At 67.9% G+C, this 14475-nt stretch carries 15 protein-coding genes and 1 tRNA gene; 8 read left to right on the forward strand and 8 right to left on the reverse strand.

Going from position 1 to position 14475, the window contains the following annotated elements:
* The first annotated feature begins 111 nt into the window (after positions 1-111).
* Positions 112-591, forward strand: coding sequence for a hypothetical protein (locus QMO76_RS23850; RefSeq protein WP_306363560.1), 480 nt, complete (start codon positions 112-114; stop codon positions 589-591).
* Positions 592-610: 19 nt separating this feature from the next.
* Here QMO76_RS23850 and QMO76_RS23855 read toward each other — a convergent pair whose 3' ends face one another.
* A complete protein-coding gene (locus QMO76_RS23855; RefSeq protein ID WP_029924180.1) occupies positions 611-1225 on the reverse strand; it encodes a cutinase family protein in 615 nt (204 codons plus the stop codon).
* A gap of 266 nt (positions 1226-1491) precedes the next feature.
* Here QMO76_RS23855 and QMO76_RS23860 point away from each other — a divergent pair, with 266 nt between their 5' ends.
* Positions 1492-1875 carry a hypothetical protein gene (locus tag QMO76_RS23860; RefSeq protein WP_306363561.1) on the forward strand — a complete coding sequence of 128 codons (384 nt, stop codon included), beginning with the start codon at positions 1492-1494 and terminating at the stop codon, positions 1873-1875.
* A gap of 7 nt (positions 1876-1882) precedes the next feature.
* Here the strand turns inward: QMO76_RS23860 and QMO76_RS23865 are convergent, their stop codons facing one another.
* From QMO76_RS23865 to QMO76_RS23875, 3 genes are all read right to left on the reverse strand, one after another.
* Positions 1883-3190, reverse strand: a complete 1308-nt coding sequence (locus QMO76_RS23865; RefSeq protein ID WP_306363671.1) for a TerD family protein — start codon at positions 3188-3190, stop codon at positions 1883-1885.
* 162 nt (positions 3191-3352) lie between these two features.
* Entirely contained in the window at positions 3353-5008 is a 1656-nt protein-coding gene (locus QMO76_RS23870; protein WP_306363562.1) for a bifunctional 3'-5' exonuclease/DNA polymerase, read from the reverse strand.
* Between the two features lie 64 nt (positions 5009-5072).
* The gene (locus tag QMO76_RS23875) at positions 5073-5612 is read right to left on the reverse strand and encodes a hypothetical protein (RefSeq protein ID WP_306363563.1); all 540 of its coding nucleotides are present in this window, start codon (positions 5610-5612) and stop codon (positions 5073-5075) included.
* Positions 5613-5780: 168 nt separating this feature from the next.
* Here QMO76_RS23875 and QMO76_RS23880 point away from each other — a divergent pair, with 168 nt between their 5' ends.
* The 4 genes from QMO76_RS23880 (at position 5781) to QMO76_RS23895 (ending at position 10995) form a co-directional block, all read left to right on the forward strand.
* Positions 5781-6701, forward strand: coding sequence for an alpha/beta fold hydrolase (locus QMO76_RS23880; RefSeq protein ID WP_306363564.1), 921 nt, complete (start codon positions 5781-5783; stop codon positions 6699-6701).
* 478 nt (positions 6702-7179) lie between these two features.
* Complete coding sequence (locus QMO76_RS23885; protein WP_306363565.1) at positions 7180-8037, forward strand: enoyl-CoA hydratase-related protein; 858 nt, start codon at positions 7180-7182, stop codon at positions 8035-8037.
* Positions 8038-8204: 167 nt separating this feature from the next.
* The gene (locus QMO76_RS23890; protein ID WP_306363566.1) at positions 8205-9317 is read left to right on the forward strand and encodes an NAD(P)/FAD-dependent oxidoreductase; all 1113 of its coding nucleotides are present in this window, start codon (positions 8205-8207) and stop codon (positions 9315-9317) included.
* A gap of 52 nt (positions 9318-9369) precedes the next feature.
* Positions 9370-10995, forward strand: a complete 1626-nt coding sequence (locus QMO76_RS23895; RefSeq protein ID WP_306363567.1) for a LuxR family transcriptional regulator — start codon at positions 9370-9372, stop codon at positions 10993-10995.
* On the opposite strand, the gene QMO76_RS23900 is transcribed toward QMO76_RS23895, so the two are convergent.
* Both QMO76_RS23900 and QMO76_RS23905 read right to left on the reverse strand, forming a co-directional pair.
* On the reverse strand, positions 10988-11281 hold the full coding sequence (locus QMO76_RS23900; protein ID WP_306363568.1) for a hypothetical protein: 294 nt from the start codon (positions 11279-11281) through the stop codon (positions 10988-10990). The two genes, QMO76_RS23895 and QMO76_RS23900, sit on opposite strands and share 8 nt — an antisense overlap.
* Complete coding sequence (locus tag QMO76_RS23905; RefSeq protein WP_306363681.1) at positions 11203-11586, reverse strand: hypothetical protein; 384 nt, start codon at positions 11584-11586, stop codon at positions 11203-11205. Before QMO76_RS23905 ends, QMO76_RS23900 begins: the two co-directional genes overlap by 79 nt.
* A gap of 15 nt (positions 11587-11601) precedes the next feature.
* On the opposite strand from QMO76_RS23905, the gene QMO76_RS23910 reads away from it, so the two are divergent.
* On the forward strand, positions 11602-11820 hold the full coding sequence (locus tag QMO76_RS23910; RefSeq protein WP_306363672.1) for a type II toxin-antitoxin system VapB family antitoxin: 219 nt from the start codon (positions 11602-11604) through the stop codon (positions 11818-11820).
* Positions 11817-12227 carry a PIN domain-containing protein gene (locus tag QMO76_RS23915; protein ID WP_306363569.1) on the forward strand — a complete coding sequence of 137 codons (411 nt, stop codon included), beginning with the start codon at positions 11817-11819 and terminating at the stop codon, positions 12225-12227. The genes QMO76_RS23910 and QMO76_RS23915 overlap by 4 nt, the downstream gene beginning before the upstream one ends.
* Before the next feature lie 37 nt (positions 12228-12264).
* Here the strand turns inward: QMO76_RS23915 and QMO76_RS23920 are convergent, their stop codons facing one another.
* Both QMO76_RS23920 and QMO76_RS23925 read right to left on the reverse strand, forming a co-directional pair.
* Complete coding sequence (locus tag QMO76_RS23920) at positions 12265-13488, reverse strand: cytochrome P450 (protein ID WP_306363570.1); 1224 nt, start codon at positions 13486-13488, stop codon at positions 12265-12267.
* A gap of 621 nt (positions 13489-14109) precedes the next feature.
* Positions 14110-14181: transfer RNA gene (locus QMO76_RS23925), tRNA-Val, on the reverse strand.
* Positions 14182-14475 lie beyond the last annotated feature (294 nt).

The raw sequence follows: 14475 nt of genomic DNA on the forward strand, positions 1-14475 counted from the left end.
AGTCTTTGCGCCGTATAGTGATAGTTTCTGGCTATGGTCCGAACGGACCTGATACCTATTGCGCATTACAGGGAGAAGCCGGTGTGCAGGGCCGCGGAGGTTGCCGCACGGATGTGCGGAGTAATTCTCGGACTCGTCGTCTGCGTGTTCGGCGTGGGCTTCGGAGTGGGCACGGCCCACGCGGAGAGCGCACCCGGCCCGGTACTGATCGGAGATACCGCGTATTTCGCCATGGGCGGGTGGAACTGTTCGATCCGCTCGACCGGCGCCGTGGGCTGTGACCTGGTGGTTCCGGCCGCCTCGATGAACGTGCTCTTCGCCGGTACGCAGATTCCGCTGCCGCATGTGCCCGCCATCGTCATCGATTCCGCCATGTGGCCCGCGCATCCGCAATGGAACTCCAACGGCAGCCATACGCTGCCCGGTGGGAATCCGCCGCTGCCGCGACTCGCGGCGGTGAACTTTCACGACCCGAGGATGTCGGTCACCCACGCCGGGGCGACCTGCCAAATCACTTTCACGGGTGCGGCCGTGTGCACCTCGATGGGACATGGATTCAGTCAATGGGGACCGGTGCCGCATGGCTACTGACCCCCATGACCGCTACCGCCTACCGGTACCAGACGCCGGAATCCCAAGGGCCGTAATTCCATACATTGAAATCGTAACGGCTGTGCGCGCCGCCGAAGAAGTAGCCCCACCAGCCCGCGGACGTATCGCAGATCTGGTCGTCGCGATTGCACACCGTCAGCACCGGAAAGCCGCCGAACCAATCGTCGACACCGGCGAGCGGATATCCGACGATGCCACTCCCGGGAGTGGACGACAATCCGCCCCACCCGGGGCCGGGAGCCCGTTTCGGATCGGACAGCAGAATGGCATTGGCATTGCCGACATCCTGATGCGCGGTGACCCAGGCGTGCAGGATGCCCGCGCCCTCGCTGTGTCCGATGAGCCGGATGTGGTCACCCGGGCACTGATTGCGGTGCGACCAGAACAGCCGGTCGAGTTCGTTCAACCCCGACATCGGGTCGAGCGAGTTGTAACCGACGGGCTGATTCACGAATGGGACGAACACCGACGATGTGTTGTCCCCGAGGCCGCCGATTCCGATGGCCCAGTCGCCGCCGCAGGGGTCGGCGTGCGCGGTCGGGCTCATCGGATGCGCGATGGAAAGGAAAAATGCCAGCAGTAATGCGGCGAAGAGCGCCGTTGCTCTACGCATGGTCGTAACTTTCTGAAATTGTCAGGTCTCCGGGTCCGGCCCGGCTTCAGCCCGGGGTACCCGAAAATTGCTGGTGTTCTTGATTCCTGGCGCAACGGTTACACGGGCCGTGCGCTCCGATGCCGTTATGCGATGTCGCGGGGCTTCGGCCCGGTATGCGGCCGGGCTTGCCGGACATTTCCCGGACCCGGCTACCTGGCGCGGACCGCGCCGCGCGGGGACACTGAGAACGTAGCGCCGAATTCGTCCCCCCAGGAGTAGATGCGATGACGAACAACGGGCCCTTCGGGGTCGATCCGGAAGACTTCGAACGTGCCCTGCGGGAGGCTGGTATCGAAATCCGCGACCTGCTCGACAAGGCGTCGGAGTACCTCGACCGCACCAGCGCGAATCCGTTGACGGCCCTGCTGGGCCAGTTCGTCCAGCCGCAGCGTCCCCGGCCGCCGAAGCCGGAGGGTGAGACCACCGGCGAGACCGGCAGCGGGGTGTGGGCCGTCTACACCATCGAGGAGGACGGCGGGGCCCGCGTGGACCAGGTGTTCCCCAGCGAGCTGGAAGCCCTCCGTTCGCACCGCGACAACACCGATGCCCGCCGCCGGGTGCGCTTCCTGCCCTACGGGGTGCCCGCCAGCGTGCTGGACGCCCCGTGACTATCCTTCAGTCCTTGCCCCGACCGGCTCGGATGTCGAAACCCCAGTTGTAGAGGCGGGCGATCTCGGCGACACCCGCGCCCGGCTGCCCGGCGGGCGGCCGGATGAAGGTGCATTCGCGGCGCACCACCAGCTCACCGTTGATGTTCTCGATGGTCGCCAGCACGGCGTCGCGGGAATCGTCGACGCAGCCGTCCAACGTCATCTCGATCGGGGCGCTGTTGACCGGATACAGGGTCGCGGTCGCCTGGACGCCCCGGAAATCCCTGGCTCCCTCGTAGATCGAGGTGAACACCAGGATGCGGCGGAAGAACTTGGTGAAATCCAGGTTGATGTCGAGGTTCTCACCGGTGGCGCTGGAGCCGGTGCGGTCGTCCTGGTCGAGCCGGATGAACGGCGGGTTGTGCAGATCGCCGAATCGCCGGTCCAAGGCGCGCACCGAACCGATAGCGCCGTTGACCAATTCGTAGAAACAGCACAGGTCCAGGTCCAGGCTGTTGCGTTTGCGGCCGAACAGGCCCGCGCCGCGAGTGGTGGTCCAGTTCAGGTTGACCCGCATGGTGCCGCCGGTGACGCCCGATTTGGTGAGCGAGACGGTGGGGGCTTCCTTGGTCAGCGAGATCTTGGTGAGGTTGACCGGAGCCTGGGCCGGGGTGGGTTGCGGCGGTGGCGGCGCGTACTGCTGCTGCGGCGCGGGAGGCGGTGGCGGCGAGTACTGCTGCGGGGGCGCGGGAGGCGGTGACGCGAACTGCTGCTGCGGAGGAGGCGGCGGCGGTGTGTGCTGCTGCGCGGGGGCGGGCTCGTCGTCGACGGAGATGCCGAAATCGGTTGCCAGTCCGGCCAATCCGGAGTCGTACCCCTGCCCGACCGCACGGAACTTCCACGCACCCTGCCGCCGGTACAGCTCACCGAGCACGAACGCGGTCTCGGTGGTCGCGTCCGCGCTGTCGAAACGCGCCAGTTCCGCGCCGTTCGCGGCATCGAGCACCCGCACGTACAGGCCCCGGAACTGCCGGAAGGTCCCGCCGGTCGTGGAGGCCGCGATCACGATGGTCTCGATCTGCGGTTCGACCTGCGCCAGCCGCGCCGACAGCACATCCAGCACCGTCGTCCCGTGCTGCTTGCCCTCGTGCCGGACCGCCCCGGACGGATGCGCGGGCTGGTTGTAGAACACGAAATCGGCGTCGGAGCGGACCTTTCCGCCCACCAGCAGCAGCGCGGACGCGTCGGCATCCGGAACACCCGGGCCCGCTTGCCATCCCAGTTCGATGCGGACCGCGTTCGCCGGGACCGCTACGTTGGTCCCCTTCATCATCCCCACGGCAGTCAACATATACGATCCGGCCGCGCACCGCCCCGGTGCCGCGGATCGTCACCGCCACCGCCACCGCCCCGGCCCCACCCGGGCCGCCGACGGAATTCCGGCTGCGCGCGGTCGGCGGATCCCTCGGCCGACCGACGACATCGCGGCGGTCCGTCACTTGGCATCGCCGTAACACTCCACCACCGCCGTCGTGAACGGAAAGCGCACCGGCGTGCGGCCGAAGGCGATCCGGCCCGCGTTCGCCGCCGCATCCGTGATCGCCGTGGCGACCGTCGCGGCCTCCTCCTCCGGGCAGTGCACGATCACCTCGTCGTGTTGGAAGAAGACCAGTTCCGCACGCAACCCCGCGTGGTGCATGGTGTGCCGCAGGCCCGCGAGCACCAGCAGCGTCCAGTCGGCGGCGCTGCCCTGCACGACGAAGTTGCGGGTGAAACGGCCGCGGGCGCGGGCGGTGCCGCCGTATCCGCCGGATCGCTCACGTTCGGCGTCGGTCTCGTGGTCGATGGCGGCGGGCGGACAGGTGCGGCCGAGCCACGTGCGCACCAGACGCCCTTCCACACCGGCGTGGGCCGCATTGTCGACATACGCCATGGCGGCCGGATAGCGGCGGCGCAGTTCGGCGATATGGGTGAGGGCGTCCCCGGAGGTCTGGCCGTAGAGCGCGCCCAGCATCGCGAGCTTCGCCTGGGCGCGGTCGCCACCGAAGGCGCGGGCGGCCAGATCCGCGTACATGTCCTCGTCACGACCGGCCACCTTCATCAGTCCCGGATCGCGCGAGATCGCGGCGAGCACCCGCGGCTCCATCTGATCCACGTCGGCGACCACCAGCCGCCAGCCCGGGTCGGCGCGGATCGCGGTCCGGATCACCTTCGGAATCTGCAGCGCGCCACCGCCATTGGTGGTCCAGCGACCGGTCACCGTGCCGCCCGGCAGATATTCGGGCCGGAAGCGGCCGTCGCGCACCCACTGGTCGATCCAGGACCAGCCGTGCGCGGTGTGCAGGCGATACAGCGATTTGTAGGCCAGCAGCGGTGCGACCGCCGGGTGGTCGATCTCCTGGAGTTCCCATTTCCTGGTGGAGGACAGCGAGATTCCGGCGCGACCGAAGGCCCGGATGATGTCCTGGGGCAGGTCCGGCCGGACCCGTGCGCCGAGGGCCCGCGACACGACATCGGCCAGCTCGGCCATGCGCCGCGGCTCCGTGCCGCCCGAGACGCGTTCGCCCAGCATCGAATCGAGCAGTTCGCGGTGGATGTCCGCCCGCCACGGTATGCCCGCCCGCGACATCTCCGCGGCCACCAGCATGCCCGCGGACTCGGCGGCGAGCAGCAGCCGCATTCGTTCCGGGTGTTCGGTCCGCGCCACGCGGGCCACCTGCCCCGCGTAGACCTCCAGCAACGCGGTCAATTCGTCGGTGCCGGGCGGGAGCGGCACCGGTCCCGAGTCGAACAGGGTCGGCTCGGTGTCGGCGGCGCGGGCGGGTGCGTCCGGTGGCACCGGAAGGCCGTGCAACCGCGCCCACGCGGCCGCCAGGGAGCGCGCCTGACCTGCCTGCCCCTCCTCGTGCCCGATCAGCAGCGACTCGGCGGCCTCCACGTCGTAGCAGCGCTCGACGCGCACGCCGGCCGCCAGCAGACGCCGGTAGATCTCACCGGTGGATCGCCAGACCCACCGCTCCACCTCCGGGCGCGAGCGCACCGCATCGGCCAGCGCGGGCTCGTACAGCACCGGCCCCGCGGGCCGACCGTCCGAACCCAGCGGACACAGACGCGCCCCACCGTCACCGGTCTCCGCCACCGCCCATCGCATGGTCAGAGTCTCGCACCGGGTACGGACATGCTTCGCCCGTCCACCGTGAGACGGGCTCGGCGGCTCAGACCACCTTCACGCTCAGCACCTGGTGGCTGCCGCCGCGGTAGCCGCCCGCGATGCATCCGGTGACGGCCGCCGGAGTCACCTCCGGGGGTGCGGTCACGACCTGCAAGGTCTTCCCGGAGCCGAGGCCGCCGACGACTTTCAGATGATTGGTGGACTGCTGTCCAAGCGTCCACTCCCAGGATCCGATCACATGGCTGTTCACGCCGTTGTCCCAGATGACGAGCAGATCGGCGCGTCCACCGCGACTGCCGTAACAGGTCGCGGCCGGTTCGAAGCTGGTGCCGATAATGGTTCCCACCCCGATATCGTCGGGAGCCCCGTGGCAGCCGACCAGGTGTCCGCCGATATTGCTGGCCATCGGCGCTTGGGAACTACCCGTGATACCCGGTCCATTCGCCTGCCAGGCGATCGAGCCCGCCGAACAGCCGCCGCTGTCCAGCTCCGGCTGGGCCGATGCGGTGCCGCCGACGCATATCCCGGCGATCGAGAAAGCCGCCGCCACCGCGGCGATGAGCGAACCTCGCAATGTCGACATGTCCCACACCTCTCTGTAGATCATCGTTGATCGAACTAGAGCGGCTTCAACATCGTCTGATTCGAGATTAGGCAGCGGCGATCCGGCGCGCAATCGGGGTACGGGTAGTGCTATCCGCATTGATGTGACACGCTGTTACGTCAATACCGTGAGCACGAGGAGGCGCCCGTGTCGACCGCCGCCGACCCATCCGCACGCGATCAGGACGACAGCCCCCGCCGCATCACCGCCTTCCACCGCGACGGCCTGGCCTTCCCCGTCACCGATTCCGGCCCACTCGACGGCGAGCCGGTCCTGCTGCTGCACGGCTGGCCGCAGGACTCCCGCAGCTGGGACGCGGTGGCCGCCGCCCTGAATCAGCTCGGCTACCGGACCTTCGCACCGAATATGCGCGGAGCCAGCCCCACCGCCGCACCCCGCTGGCGCTGGTCCTATCGACTCGACGAGCTGGCCCGGGACGTGCTCGCCATGGCCGACGGGATCGGACGGCCGGTGCACGTGGTCGGCCACGACTGGGGCGCGGCCGCCGCCTGGGCCGCCGCCACCGCCGGGCAGCACCGAATGCGTTCTCTCACCGCCCTTTCCGTCCCCCACCCGACCGCGTTCCTGCGCGCCATGCTCACCAGCCGCCAAGCCCTGGCGTCCTGGTACATGCACGTCTTCCAGCTCCCCCTGCTCCCGGAACTGATGGTCCGCACCCCGCTGTTCCGCCGCCTGCTCGAACGCACCGGCCAACCGGCGGCTGTCGCCCTGCGCGACGGAAACCGCCTACGCGACAGGATAATCGCCCGCGGCGGCCTGCACTGGTACCGCGGCATGCCCTTCTCCTCCCCCGGCCGCCTCCGCTCCCGCGTCACCGTCCCCACCCTCCAGGTCTGGAGCGACCGCGACACCGCCGTCCTCGCCACCGGCGCGGAACTGTCGAGCCGCTACGTCGACGGGCCGTACCGCTTCGAGGTGCTGCCGGGGGTATCCCATTGGATTCCCGACGAAGCTCCGGAGGCCGTGACTCGGCTGCTGGTCGAGCATTTCGAGGCGAGCAAGGCTGGCGACGACCGACGTCGACCCAGCCCGGCCGACGGATCATGACACGGGCGCACGACGCGCCAGCCGGACCGCACGCCGCGCGCCCGCCCGCGACGATCAGGCCGGGCACGACCAGATCCGGACGCGGGACGAAAGGCGGCGGTGGCGAAATCGCCCAGCCGCTGAGGGTAGGCGAGGACCCGGCGCGGTCCCCGACGGCGGGTAGCGATCCGGCCCGTCCCACCAATCAGCCACTGCGGGAATCGAATCAACGCCTGTTCGCGACGACGGCTCACGCGCGGTGAGTACGGCCAGCATCGGCAGCGGCGTCCAGCCCGCGAGCAGCGCGGGGTCCGCCGGGAGGACGGACGCACCGGCCATCGCGATGGCGAACAGCACCGCCGCGCCGACACCGAGCCGAACCCAGCCGAGATCCGAGAGCTGGGACAGCGCGGCACCCGACCCCGCCACGTATTGACCTCGGCGTGATGGATTGAGAGGCTTTGGACTCCATCGACTCAATCTGGCGGGAGAACTCGATATGGCCGATGACGGCGGACGCTCCGGCGGCGAGATGACCTATTCGACGATCACCTACGCGGTCGAGGAGGCCATCGCGACCATCACGCTCGCTCGCCCGCAGGCCCGCAACGGCTTCACCCTCACCATGGCCGACGAGTTGGGTGCGGCACTGGCGGCCGCCGACCGGGACGATGAGGTGCGGGTGATCGTAGTGACCGCGCAGGGTGAATACTTCTGTGTCGGAATGGATTTCGCCGAACCGTCGATCGGCGACTTCGACGACCCGGACTGGGATGAGCCGGCTACGCGCGTGGTGCGGCCCATGACGGATTCGAACAAGCCGGTGATCGTGGCGTTCCCGGGTCCGGCGGTGGGCGTGGGCATCTCCATGACGCTGGCCGCGGACTTCCGCCTCGCCAGCGAGAACGCCCGATTCGGCTTCGTCTTCGCCCGCCGCGGCCTCTTCCCCGAGGGCGGCTCGACCTGGTTCCTGCCGCAGCTGGTCGGCCTGGCCAAAGCCAAGGAGTGGATGCTCACCGGCCGCGTCTTCAGCGCCCAGGAGGCCCACGCCGCCGGTCTGATCACCAGCGTGCACTCCCCCGACGACCTCCTGCCCGCGGCCTACGCGCTGGCCCGCGAGCTGGCCGTCGACATCGCCCCGAACTCCGCCGCGGTCATCCGCCGAGCCCTGGTGGCCATGGCCGCCCACGGCAGCCCCGAAGCGGCCTTCGCCCTCGACAAGAAGACGATCCCGCACGCCTCCACCAGTCCCGATCTGGCCGAAGGCATTTCATCCTTCCTGGAGAAGCGCACCCCCCGGTTCACCGGCGTCACCGCCACCGACCTGCCGGACCTGACCGCCTGGCTGGAGCGATAACGCCGGGCAACGCGACACTTCGCCGCCACCGTTCGCCGCTCTCGAGCATGTCGTCTACGCATATCCACCCATGTCGGCCCGGCGGGGAATGGGCGAATCGGCCGATGTGGGTCGGGGCGGTCCACCCATAGCGTCGGTGTTCTCACCAGCACGTCAGGGAGGACACCATGACCACGCAACACATCGAGACACTCATCATCGGGGCCGGACAGGCCGGACTGTCGACCGGATACCACCTGCGGCGGCTCGGGCGACCGTTCCTGATCGTCGACCGCGACAAGCGGATCGGGGACAACTGGCGCAGGCACTACGACTCGTTGCGGCTGTACACCCCGGCCAAGTACACGAGCCTGCCCGGCATGGCGTTCCCGGCGGCAGACCGGTGGAGTTATCCGGGCAAGGACGAGGTCGCCGACTACCTGGAGCGGTACGCGCTGCATCAGGAGCTTCCCGTGCGCATGAGCACCAGCGTGGACCGGCTGACGGCCCGCCCGGAAGGCGGCTACCGCGCCCGGATCGGCGCGGACACGATCACCTGTGACAACGTGGTGGTCGCGACGGGCACATTCGGTCGTACCTCGTATCGGCCGGAGTTCGCGGCGGAACTCGATCCCGGAATCACCCAACTGCATTCCAGCGAGTACCGGCGACCGGACCAGCTCCAGGAAGGTCCGGCCCTAGTTGTCGGCGCCTCGCATTCGGGGACCGATATCGCGTACGAGCTGGCGGCCACCCGACCGACGATCCTGTGCGGGCGCGATTGCGGACAGATCCCGTTGCGCTGGGACTCGCGCCGGATCAAGGTCGCGCTGCCGGTGCTCATGTTCGTGTGGCGTCACATCCTCACCCGCCGCACGCCGATGGGCCGGAAAGAGATGCGCGAGGTGCGGTTCCACGGTGGACCGATGCTGCGGGTCAAGCGCGCCGATCTCGCCGCGCGTGACGTGCGACGGACGACCGCCCGGGTGCGCGGGGTGCGCGACGGCATGCCGGAATTGGACGACGGCACCGTGCCGGATGTGCGAAACGTCATCTGGGCGACCGGCTTCCAGCAGGTATTCGACTGGATCGAGGTGCCCGTCATCGGCGACGACGGCTGGCCGCAGGAGTACCGCGGCGTGGTCGACGAGTCACCCGGATTGTTCTTCTGCGGCCTCAGCTTCCAGTACGCGTTCTCCTCCATGGTGTTCCCCGGAGTGGGCCGCGACGCCGAGTACGTCGCACGCCGGATCGCCGCGCGAGCGACCGGCCGAACCGTCGCGCGGGAGGCCGCAGCGTAATCCGACCGACCTCACGCTCGGCGCGTATCCTTCCTACCAGGAGTGATGCGCAATGGGCGTGGTCGACAACCTGCTGCGGGCTCGAGCGGAATACGAGCGGCGGGAGTGGCTGGCCGCATTCGGCACGCTGTCCGACCTGGACGCGGACGCGCTCGACGGCGACGACTTCCTGCGCCTGGCGACGGCCGCCTATCTGACGGGGCGCACCAATGACAGCATCCACGCGTTGCAGCGCGCCTACCAGCTGCACGTGGATGCGGGCGACCCGCTGGCGGCGATTCGCAGCGCGTTCTGGCTGGCACAGACGCTGCTGTTCTCCGGGGAGTCCGTCGTCGGGGGCGGCTGGGTGGCCAGAGCGCAGCGACTGTTGGAGGATGTGCCCGGCGATGTGGTCGAACGCGGATACGTCCTGGTCGCGGTGACGCTCCGCCATGTTTTCGCGGGTGAGTTCCCCGCCGCCGCCCGATGCGCCGACGAAGTCTCCGACTACGGCCGCAGATTCGGCGAACCGGACCTGACCGCGATGGGGCTCTGCGTCCAGGGCAGGCTGGCCATGTACTCCGGTCGGGTACGCGAGGGCCTGGCGCTCCTGGACGAGGCGATGGCCTGCATATCCACCGGCGGCGTGTCGACCATGTTCGTCGGCCACATTTACTGCGCGATGATCGAGGCGTGCCAGGAAGTCTCCGACCTCGGCCGAGCCGAGACATGGACGATGGCATTGACCACCTGGTGCGCCGATCAACCCGGCCTGGTGATGTTCACCGGCCAGTGCGCGGTGCATCGCGGCCAATTGATGCGCATGCACGGGGCCTACGACGCGGCACTCGAGGAATTCGAGCTCGCGGTGCACCGCTACACCGCGGCCGAGACATCCACGGCCGCGGGCTTGGCTCTGGCCGAACGAGGGGATGTGCTACGCATTCGCGGCGCGTACGACGAGGCCGACCGCGCCTACCACGCCGCGCTGGCGTGCGGTCACGAGCCACAGCCCGGACTCGCGCTGCTCTGGCTGGCTCGTGGACGAATCGCGGCAGCACTCGGTGCCGCACGCCGCCTGATCGCCGAGACGAAGAATTCCGTGCACCGGTCGCGGATACTGCCCGCCGCCATCGAAATCCTGCTCGCCGCCGGCGCATTCGAGGAGGCGGCCGATCTCGGCGACGAGTTGTCCCGGATCAGCGCGACGTTCGGCTGCGCCGCGCTGCGGGCGATGGCAGGTCACGCCCGAGGTTGTATCGCACTGGCCCGAGACGACCACGCCGCCGCCATCACCGAGCTGCGCCTCGCGGCACGGATCTGGTCCGAGCTGGACGCACCGTACGAAGCGGCACGCTGCCGGGTCGCGATCGGCCGCGCGCTGCGTGCACTCGGCGACGAAGAGTCCGCCCGCTCCGATTTGACCGCCGCCCGCCGCGCCTTCGCCCAACTCGGCGCCGTCCCGGCGGAACGAGCGACCACCGAATTGCTACATCCGGCCAAACCCTGCGGGCTGACCGCACGCGAACTGGAGGTATTGCGCCTGGTAGCCGCCGGGCACAGCAATCCGGAAATCGCGGCCACCCTGGTCCTCAGCGAGAAAACCGTGGCACGGCACCTGTCCAATATCTTCACCAAGATCGACGTGACCTCCCGAACCGCGGCCGCCGCCTTCGCCTACGAGCGCCATCTCAGCTGAGCATCACGTCCCCCCGGTACCGGGATGATCCGGGCCACCGAGTGACCCGGACCGACGGGGATCGGGCGGACGAGCCGAGGCGGTCGGCCAGTAGGCCCGTGAAGGTGACCAGCCATGCGATGACGGCCACGGCGCACAGGACCCTGCCCACGGTGTGCAGCGGTTCCAGGCCGAGCACGGCTCCGCCGGTCAGGGTGGCAACCGTGGTCATGCCGAGCGGGAAGACCGTGGCCCAGCGGCGAATGTCGTGACGCGGGCGCGGGCGGACCACCTCCGCGACCGCCATGAGACGATGTACAGCGCCCAGTTGAGTGCCAGCAGCACCCGCAGCGTCACCTCGAGTGCCGTCTGCGCGTGGCCCGTCCACAGGCGTGCCGCAAGGAGTTTCGCGGCCGCGAAAGCCGGCCTGGAACGATGATCACCTACGCACCACGCGTGCAGCCGCACCAGGTCTCCGCCATCGCGGAAGAGCTCGCCGGAATCTGTCTCCCTCTCCTCGATTTCATCCCCGGGCCCCGGTTCGATCTGCCATCCATCGGCCGGATCGTAGGCCATGTTGATGACGTACAATCCTTTGTACATCACCAACATGGGTGGAGGCTTGCCATGACAGTCACGCAGATCGACCTTGACGACGACGCTCTACAGCGCGCGATGGCTCTATCGAAAGCGAAAACGAAGAAGGACGCGGTGAACCTGGCCCTGCGGTTCTACGCGGAGAAGCAGGAGCGTGCCGCTCGCATCGCCCAGCACTTCGAGCGAGCACGGCACTGGCAAGCGATCGACGACGCTGCTCGTCGGCATGAGGAGGAAAAGGCCAGGTGATCTATCTGCTCGACACCTCCGCCCTGGTGCGACTGCTGTCGAACGAGAAATTGCAGCAAACATGGTTCGACGCGATCGACGCCGAGGCCATCGGCTCATGCTTTCCACAGCGCGCGGAGTTCCTGTACAGCGCTCGCAATCGAACCGAATACGACGAAATCGCTGAGATGTTCTCCGACCTCTACCCCAACGTCACAGTTCCCAAGCATGCCGATCGATGGGTTGCGGCGACACAGTATCGGATGGCGCGGGCAGGCGCACACCGCAGCGCCTCAGCAATCGACCTCATTATCGCCGCGACGGCCGCGCACCACGGATTGACTGTGCTGCACGACGACAACGACTTCGCGACCGTGGCACGCCACGCACCCGAGTTGCGACAGCACAACATTCACGACATCGCTTGAAAACCCCGCCCAGGTTCGAAGGGCAGCGGCTTCCCGACTACTTCAGAAGTACGGGCAAACGGTCGTGCCCATTGGCGATGAAGCCGGGCACCGAACCCAATTCGTCGGGGGAAACGGCCAGTTTCATCTGCGGAAACCGCTGGAAGAGCGTGGGAAGAGCCACCCGCGCCTCCAGCCGGGCCAGCGGCGCACCCGGACAGCGGTGGGGTCCGTACCCGAACGCCATATGGTCCTTGTTCGCCCGTGCGGGATCGAACCTGTCCGCGCTGTCACCGTAGATCTCGGGGTCTCGGTTGGCACCGGCGGGGCAGGACAGTATCGGATCGCCAGCGGCGATCGCCACATCGCCGAGGGTGAAGTCCCGTACCGCGTAGCGCAGCGGGGCGTGCGCGATCGACGGTTCGAACCGCAGCACCTCCTCGATGACATCCGTCCAGGGCAGGGTCCCGTCGAGTGCGGCGGCCCGCTGGTCCGGATGGGTGAGCAGCAGAAATATCGACTGGTCGATGAGGTCCACCGTCGTCTCATGTCCGGCATTGACCGTCAGGTAGAGCGTCCCGACGAGTTCCTCGACGCTGAAATCCTTGGCGGGGTCGTCGACATGGGAGATGAGCGTGCTGGTCATATCCTCGCCGGGGTTCTCCCGCCGGTACTCGACGAGCTGCTGCAGGAGTCCGATCATCTCCTCGTAGTTGGCGACGGCCTCCGCTTCGCTCAGGGCGACGTCGAAGATGCCGTCCACGCATTTCCGCAGGGGCCCGATCAGGTGCTCGGGCACTCCGATCAGCTCGTTGATCACCCGCAGCGGCAGCGGGTAGGCGAACTCCTCCCGGATATCCACCGGGTCGCCCTGACACATGCCATCCAGTTCCGTCACCAGCTCATCGGCGATCGCCTGAATGCGGGGCTCGAGCGCCGCGGTGCGCCTGGCGGTGAACACCGGGGCCACGAAATTGCGGAGTCGACGATGTTCGGGTCCGTACGCGGTGAACATGGACCGGGTATTCACCCAGTTGAGCAGAGGGAAATCCCGGCCGATCTCCCCGTTCCGGAATGCCGGCCAGTGTTGGCGCGGATCCTTCGAGACCGCGGGGCCGGAGAGGACCTCCTCGAGCAACGCCGCGCTGGTCACCGACCAGGCAGGCACTCCGCCCGGAAGCACCACCTTGGTGACGGGTCCCCGCTCCCGGATGCGGGCGATCTCACCCTGGATGTCGGTGCCTTCGGGATCAATGACGATGGGGTCGGTACGGTCCTGCACGAGAACTCCAATCTGACCGTCGAACCGGCGAACGAGAGCCCTGTGTTCTACCCCCTCGGCCTCCAGGGCCCTTGACAAGGGTAACCACCGATCCCGTTGGCTCTCTACCCTTTTCGGCGAAGTCACAACTCCCGCCTGCTTGCGCGCGATTCAATGCAGTGACACAACAACTTTCACCAGCTTGAAGGCGCCCGGCCCAACGGGACGTACCGGCGACGACCGCTCAGGGCGTCAGGTGACCAACACGGCCAGAACATGGTCTGCTCCACGCTGTGCATGCCCGGAGGCCGGGAAGTAGCCCTGACCGATAAACGCTGAGCTGTCCGCGTCCATCGAAAGTGCTCGAGGGAGAATATGTTACAAACGCTGATATCGGCGCAGCCATGACCGCGATCGAGCTCGTTCGCTACACTGCGGCATCGGCCAGCCACATTGCTCAGTCAGCGTTCACTTTCCGGTCGGCGCGTATGAACGCTTACGCGACGATCACCCAGGGCCCGGATCGAGAAGTGGGCGAGCGCACGTGGTCTTGGTGCACGCACTGCGATTCTCGCTGCTCGACCCGAACCGCTGCCATACAACAAAGAAGCCGCAGGTTATTGACCTGCGGCTTCTTCAGAGTGGTTCTAGCTGGGTTCGAACCAGCGACCCCTCGCGTGTGAGGCGAGTGCTCTCCCACTGAGCTATAGAACCGTAGCTCGCCGCCGAAGCGGCTGTTCGTCTCGGCGCTTTCGTGCCGTTCCGAACGAGACAGAACATTAACACGCTCCCCCGGCGTCACACCAAATCGCGTGCATATGGGCACAAAATGCGGGTTCGACCAGGGCGGCAGGGCGACTCGCCGGGCTGCCGCGGGCGGGGGCGGCGGTGCGATGGGTGGAGCCGCGCACGGTTCGGTGACCGACGCGCACCATCCGGGCGAGCATGGCGCGGCGGTGAGTTGGCGGGCGTGTGAACTACACCGGTGTAGTTCAGTTTCACCCCCTC

The sequence above is a fragment of the Nocardia sp. CC227C genome (genome assembly GCF_030767025.1).
Lineage (GTDB): Bacteria > Actinomycetota > Actinomycetes > Mycobacteriales > Mycobacteriaceae > Nocardia.

Excerpts from the sequence above, each read along its gene's own strand:
- QMO76_RS23850 (WP_306363560.1), top strand. The coding sequence starts at position 112 with ATGTGCGGAGTAATTCTCGGACTCGTCGTCTGCGTGTTCGGCGTGGGC.
- QMO76_RS23855 (WP_029924180.1), bottom strand. The coding sequence starts at position 1,225 with ATGCGTAGAGCAACGGCGCTCTTCGCCGCATTACTGCTGGCATTTTTC.
- QMO76_RS23860 (WP_306363561.1), top strand. The coding sequence starts at position 1,492 with ATGACGAACAACGGGCCCTTCGGGGTCGATCCGGAAGACTTCGAACGT.
- QMO76_RS23865 (WP_306363671.1), bottom strand. The coding sequence starts at position 3,190 with ATGATGAAGGGGACCAACGTAGCGGTCCCGGCGAACGCGGTCCGCATC.
- QMO76_RS23870 (WP_306363562.1), bottom strand. The coding sequence starts at position 5,008 with ATGCGATGGGCGGTGGCGGAGACCGGTGACGGTGGGGCGCGTCTGTGT.
- QMO76_RS23875 (WP_306363563.1), bottom strand. The coding sequence starts at position 5,612 with ATGTCGACATTGCGAGGTTCGCTCATCGCCGCGGTGGCGGCGGCTTTC.
- QMO76_RS23885 (WP_306363565.1), top strand. The coding sequence starts at position 7,180 with ATGGCCGATGACGGCGGACGCTCCGGCGGCGAGATGACCTATTCGACG.
- QMO76_RS23890 (WP_306363566.1), top strand. The coding sequence starts at position 8,205 with ATGACCACGCAACACATCGAGACACTCATCATCGGGGCCGGACAGGCC.
- QMO76_RS23895 (WP_306363567.1), top strand. The coding sequence starts at position 9,370 with ATGGGCGTGGTCGACAACCTGCTGCGGGCTCGAGCGGAATACGAGCGG.
- QMO76_RS23900 (WP_306363568.1), bottom strand. The coding sequence starts at position 11,281 with ATGGCGGTCGCGGAGGTGGTCCGCCCGCGCCCGCGTCACGACATTCGC.
- QMO76_RS23905 (WP_306363681.1), bottom strand. The coding sequence starts at position 11,586 with ATGTTGGTGATGTACAAAGGATTGTACGTCATCAACATGGCCTACGAT.
- QMO76_RS23910 (WP_306363672.1), top strand. The coding sequence starts at position 11,602 with ATGACAGTCACGCAGATCGACCTTGACGACGACGCTCTACAGCGCGCG.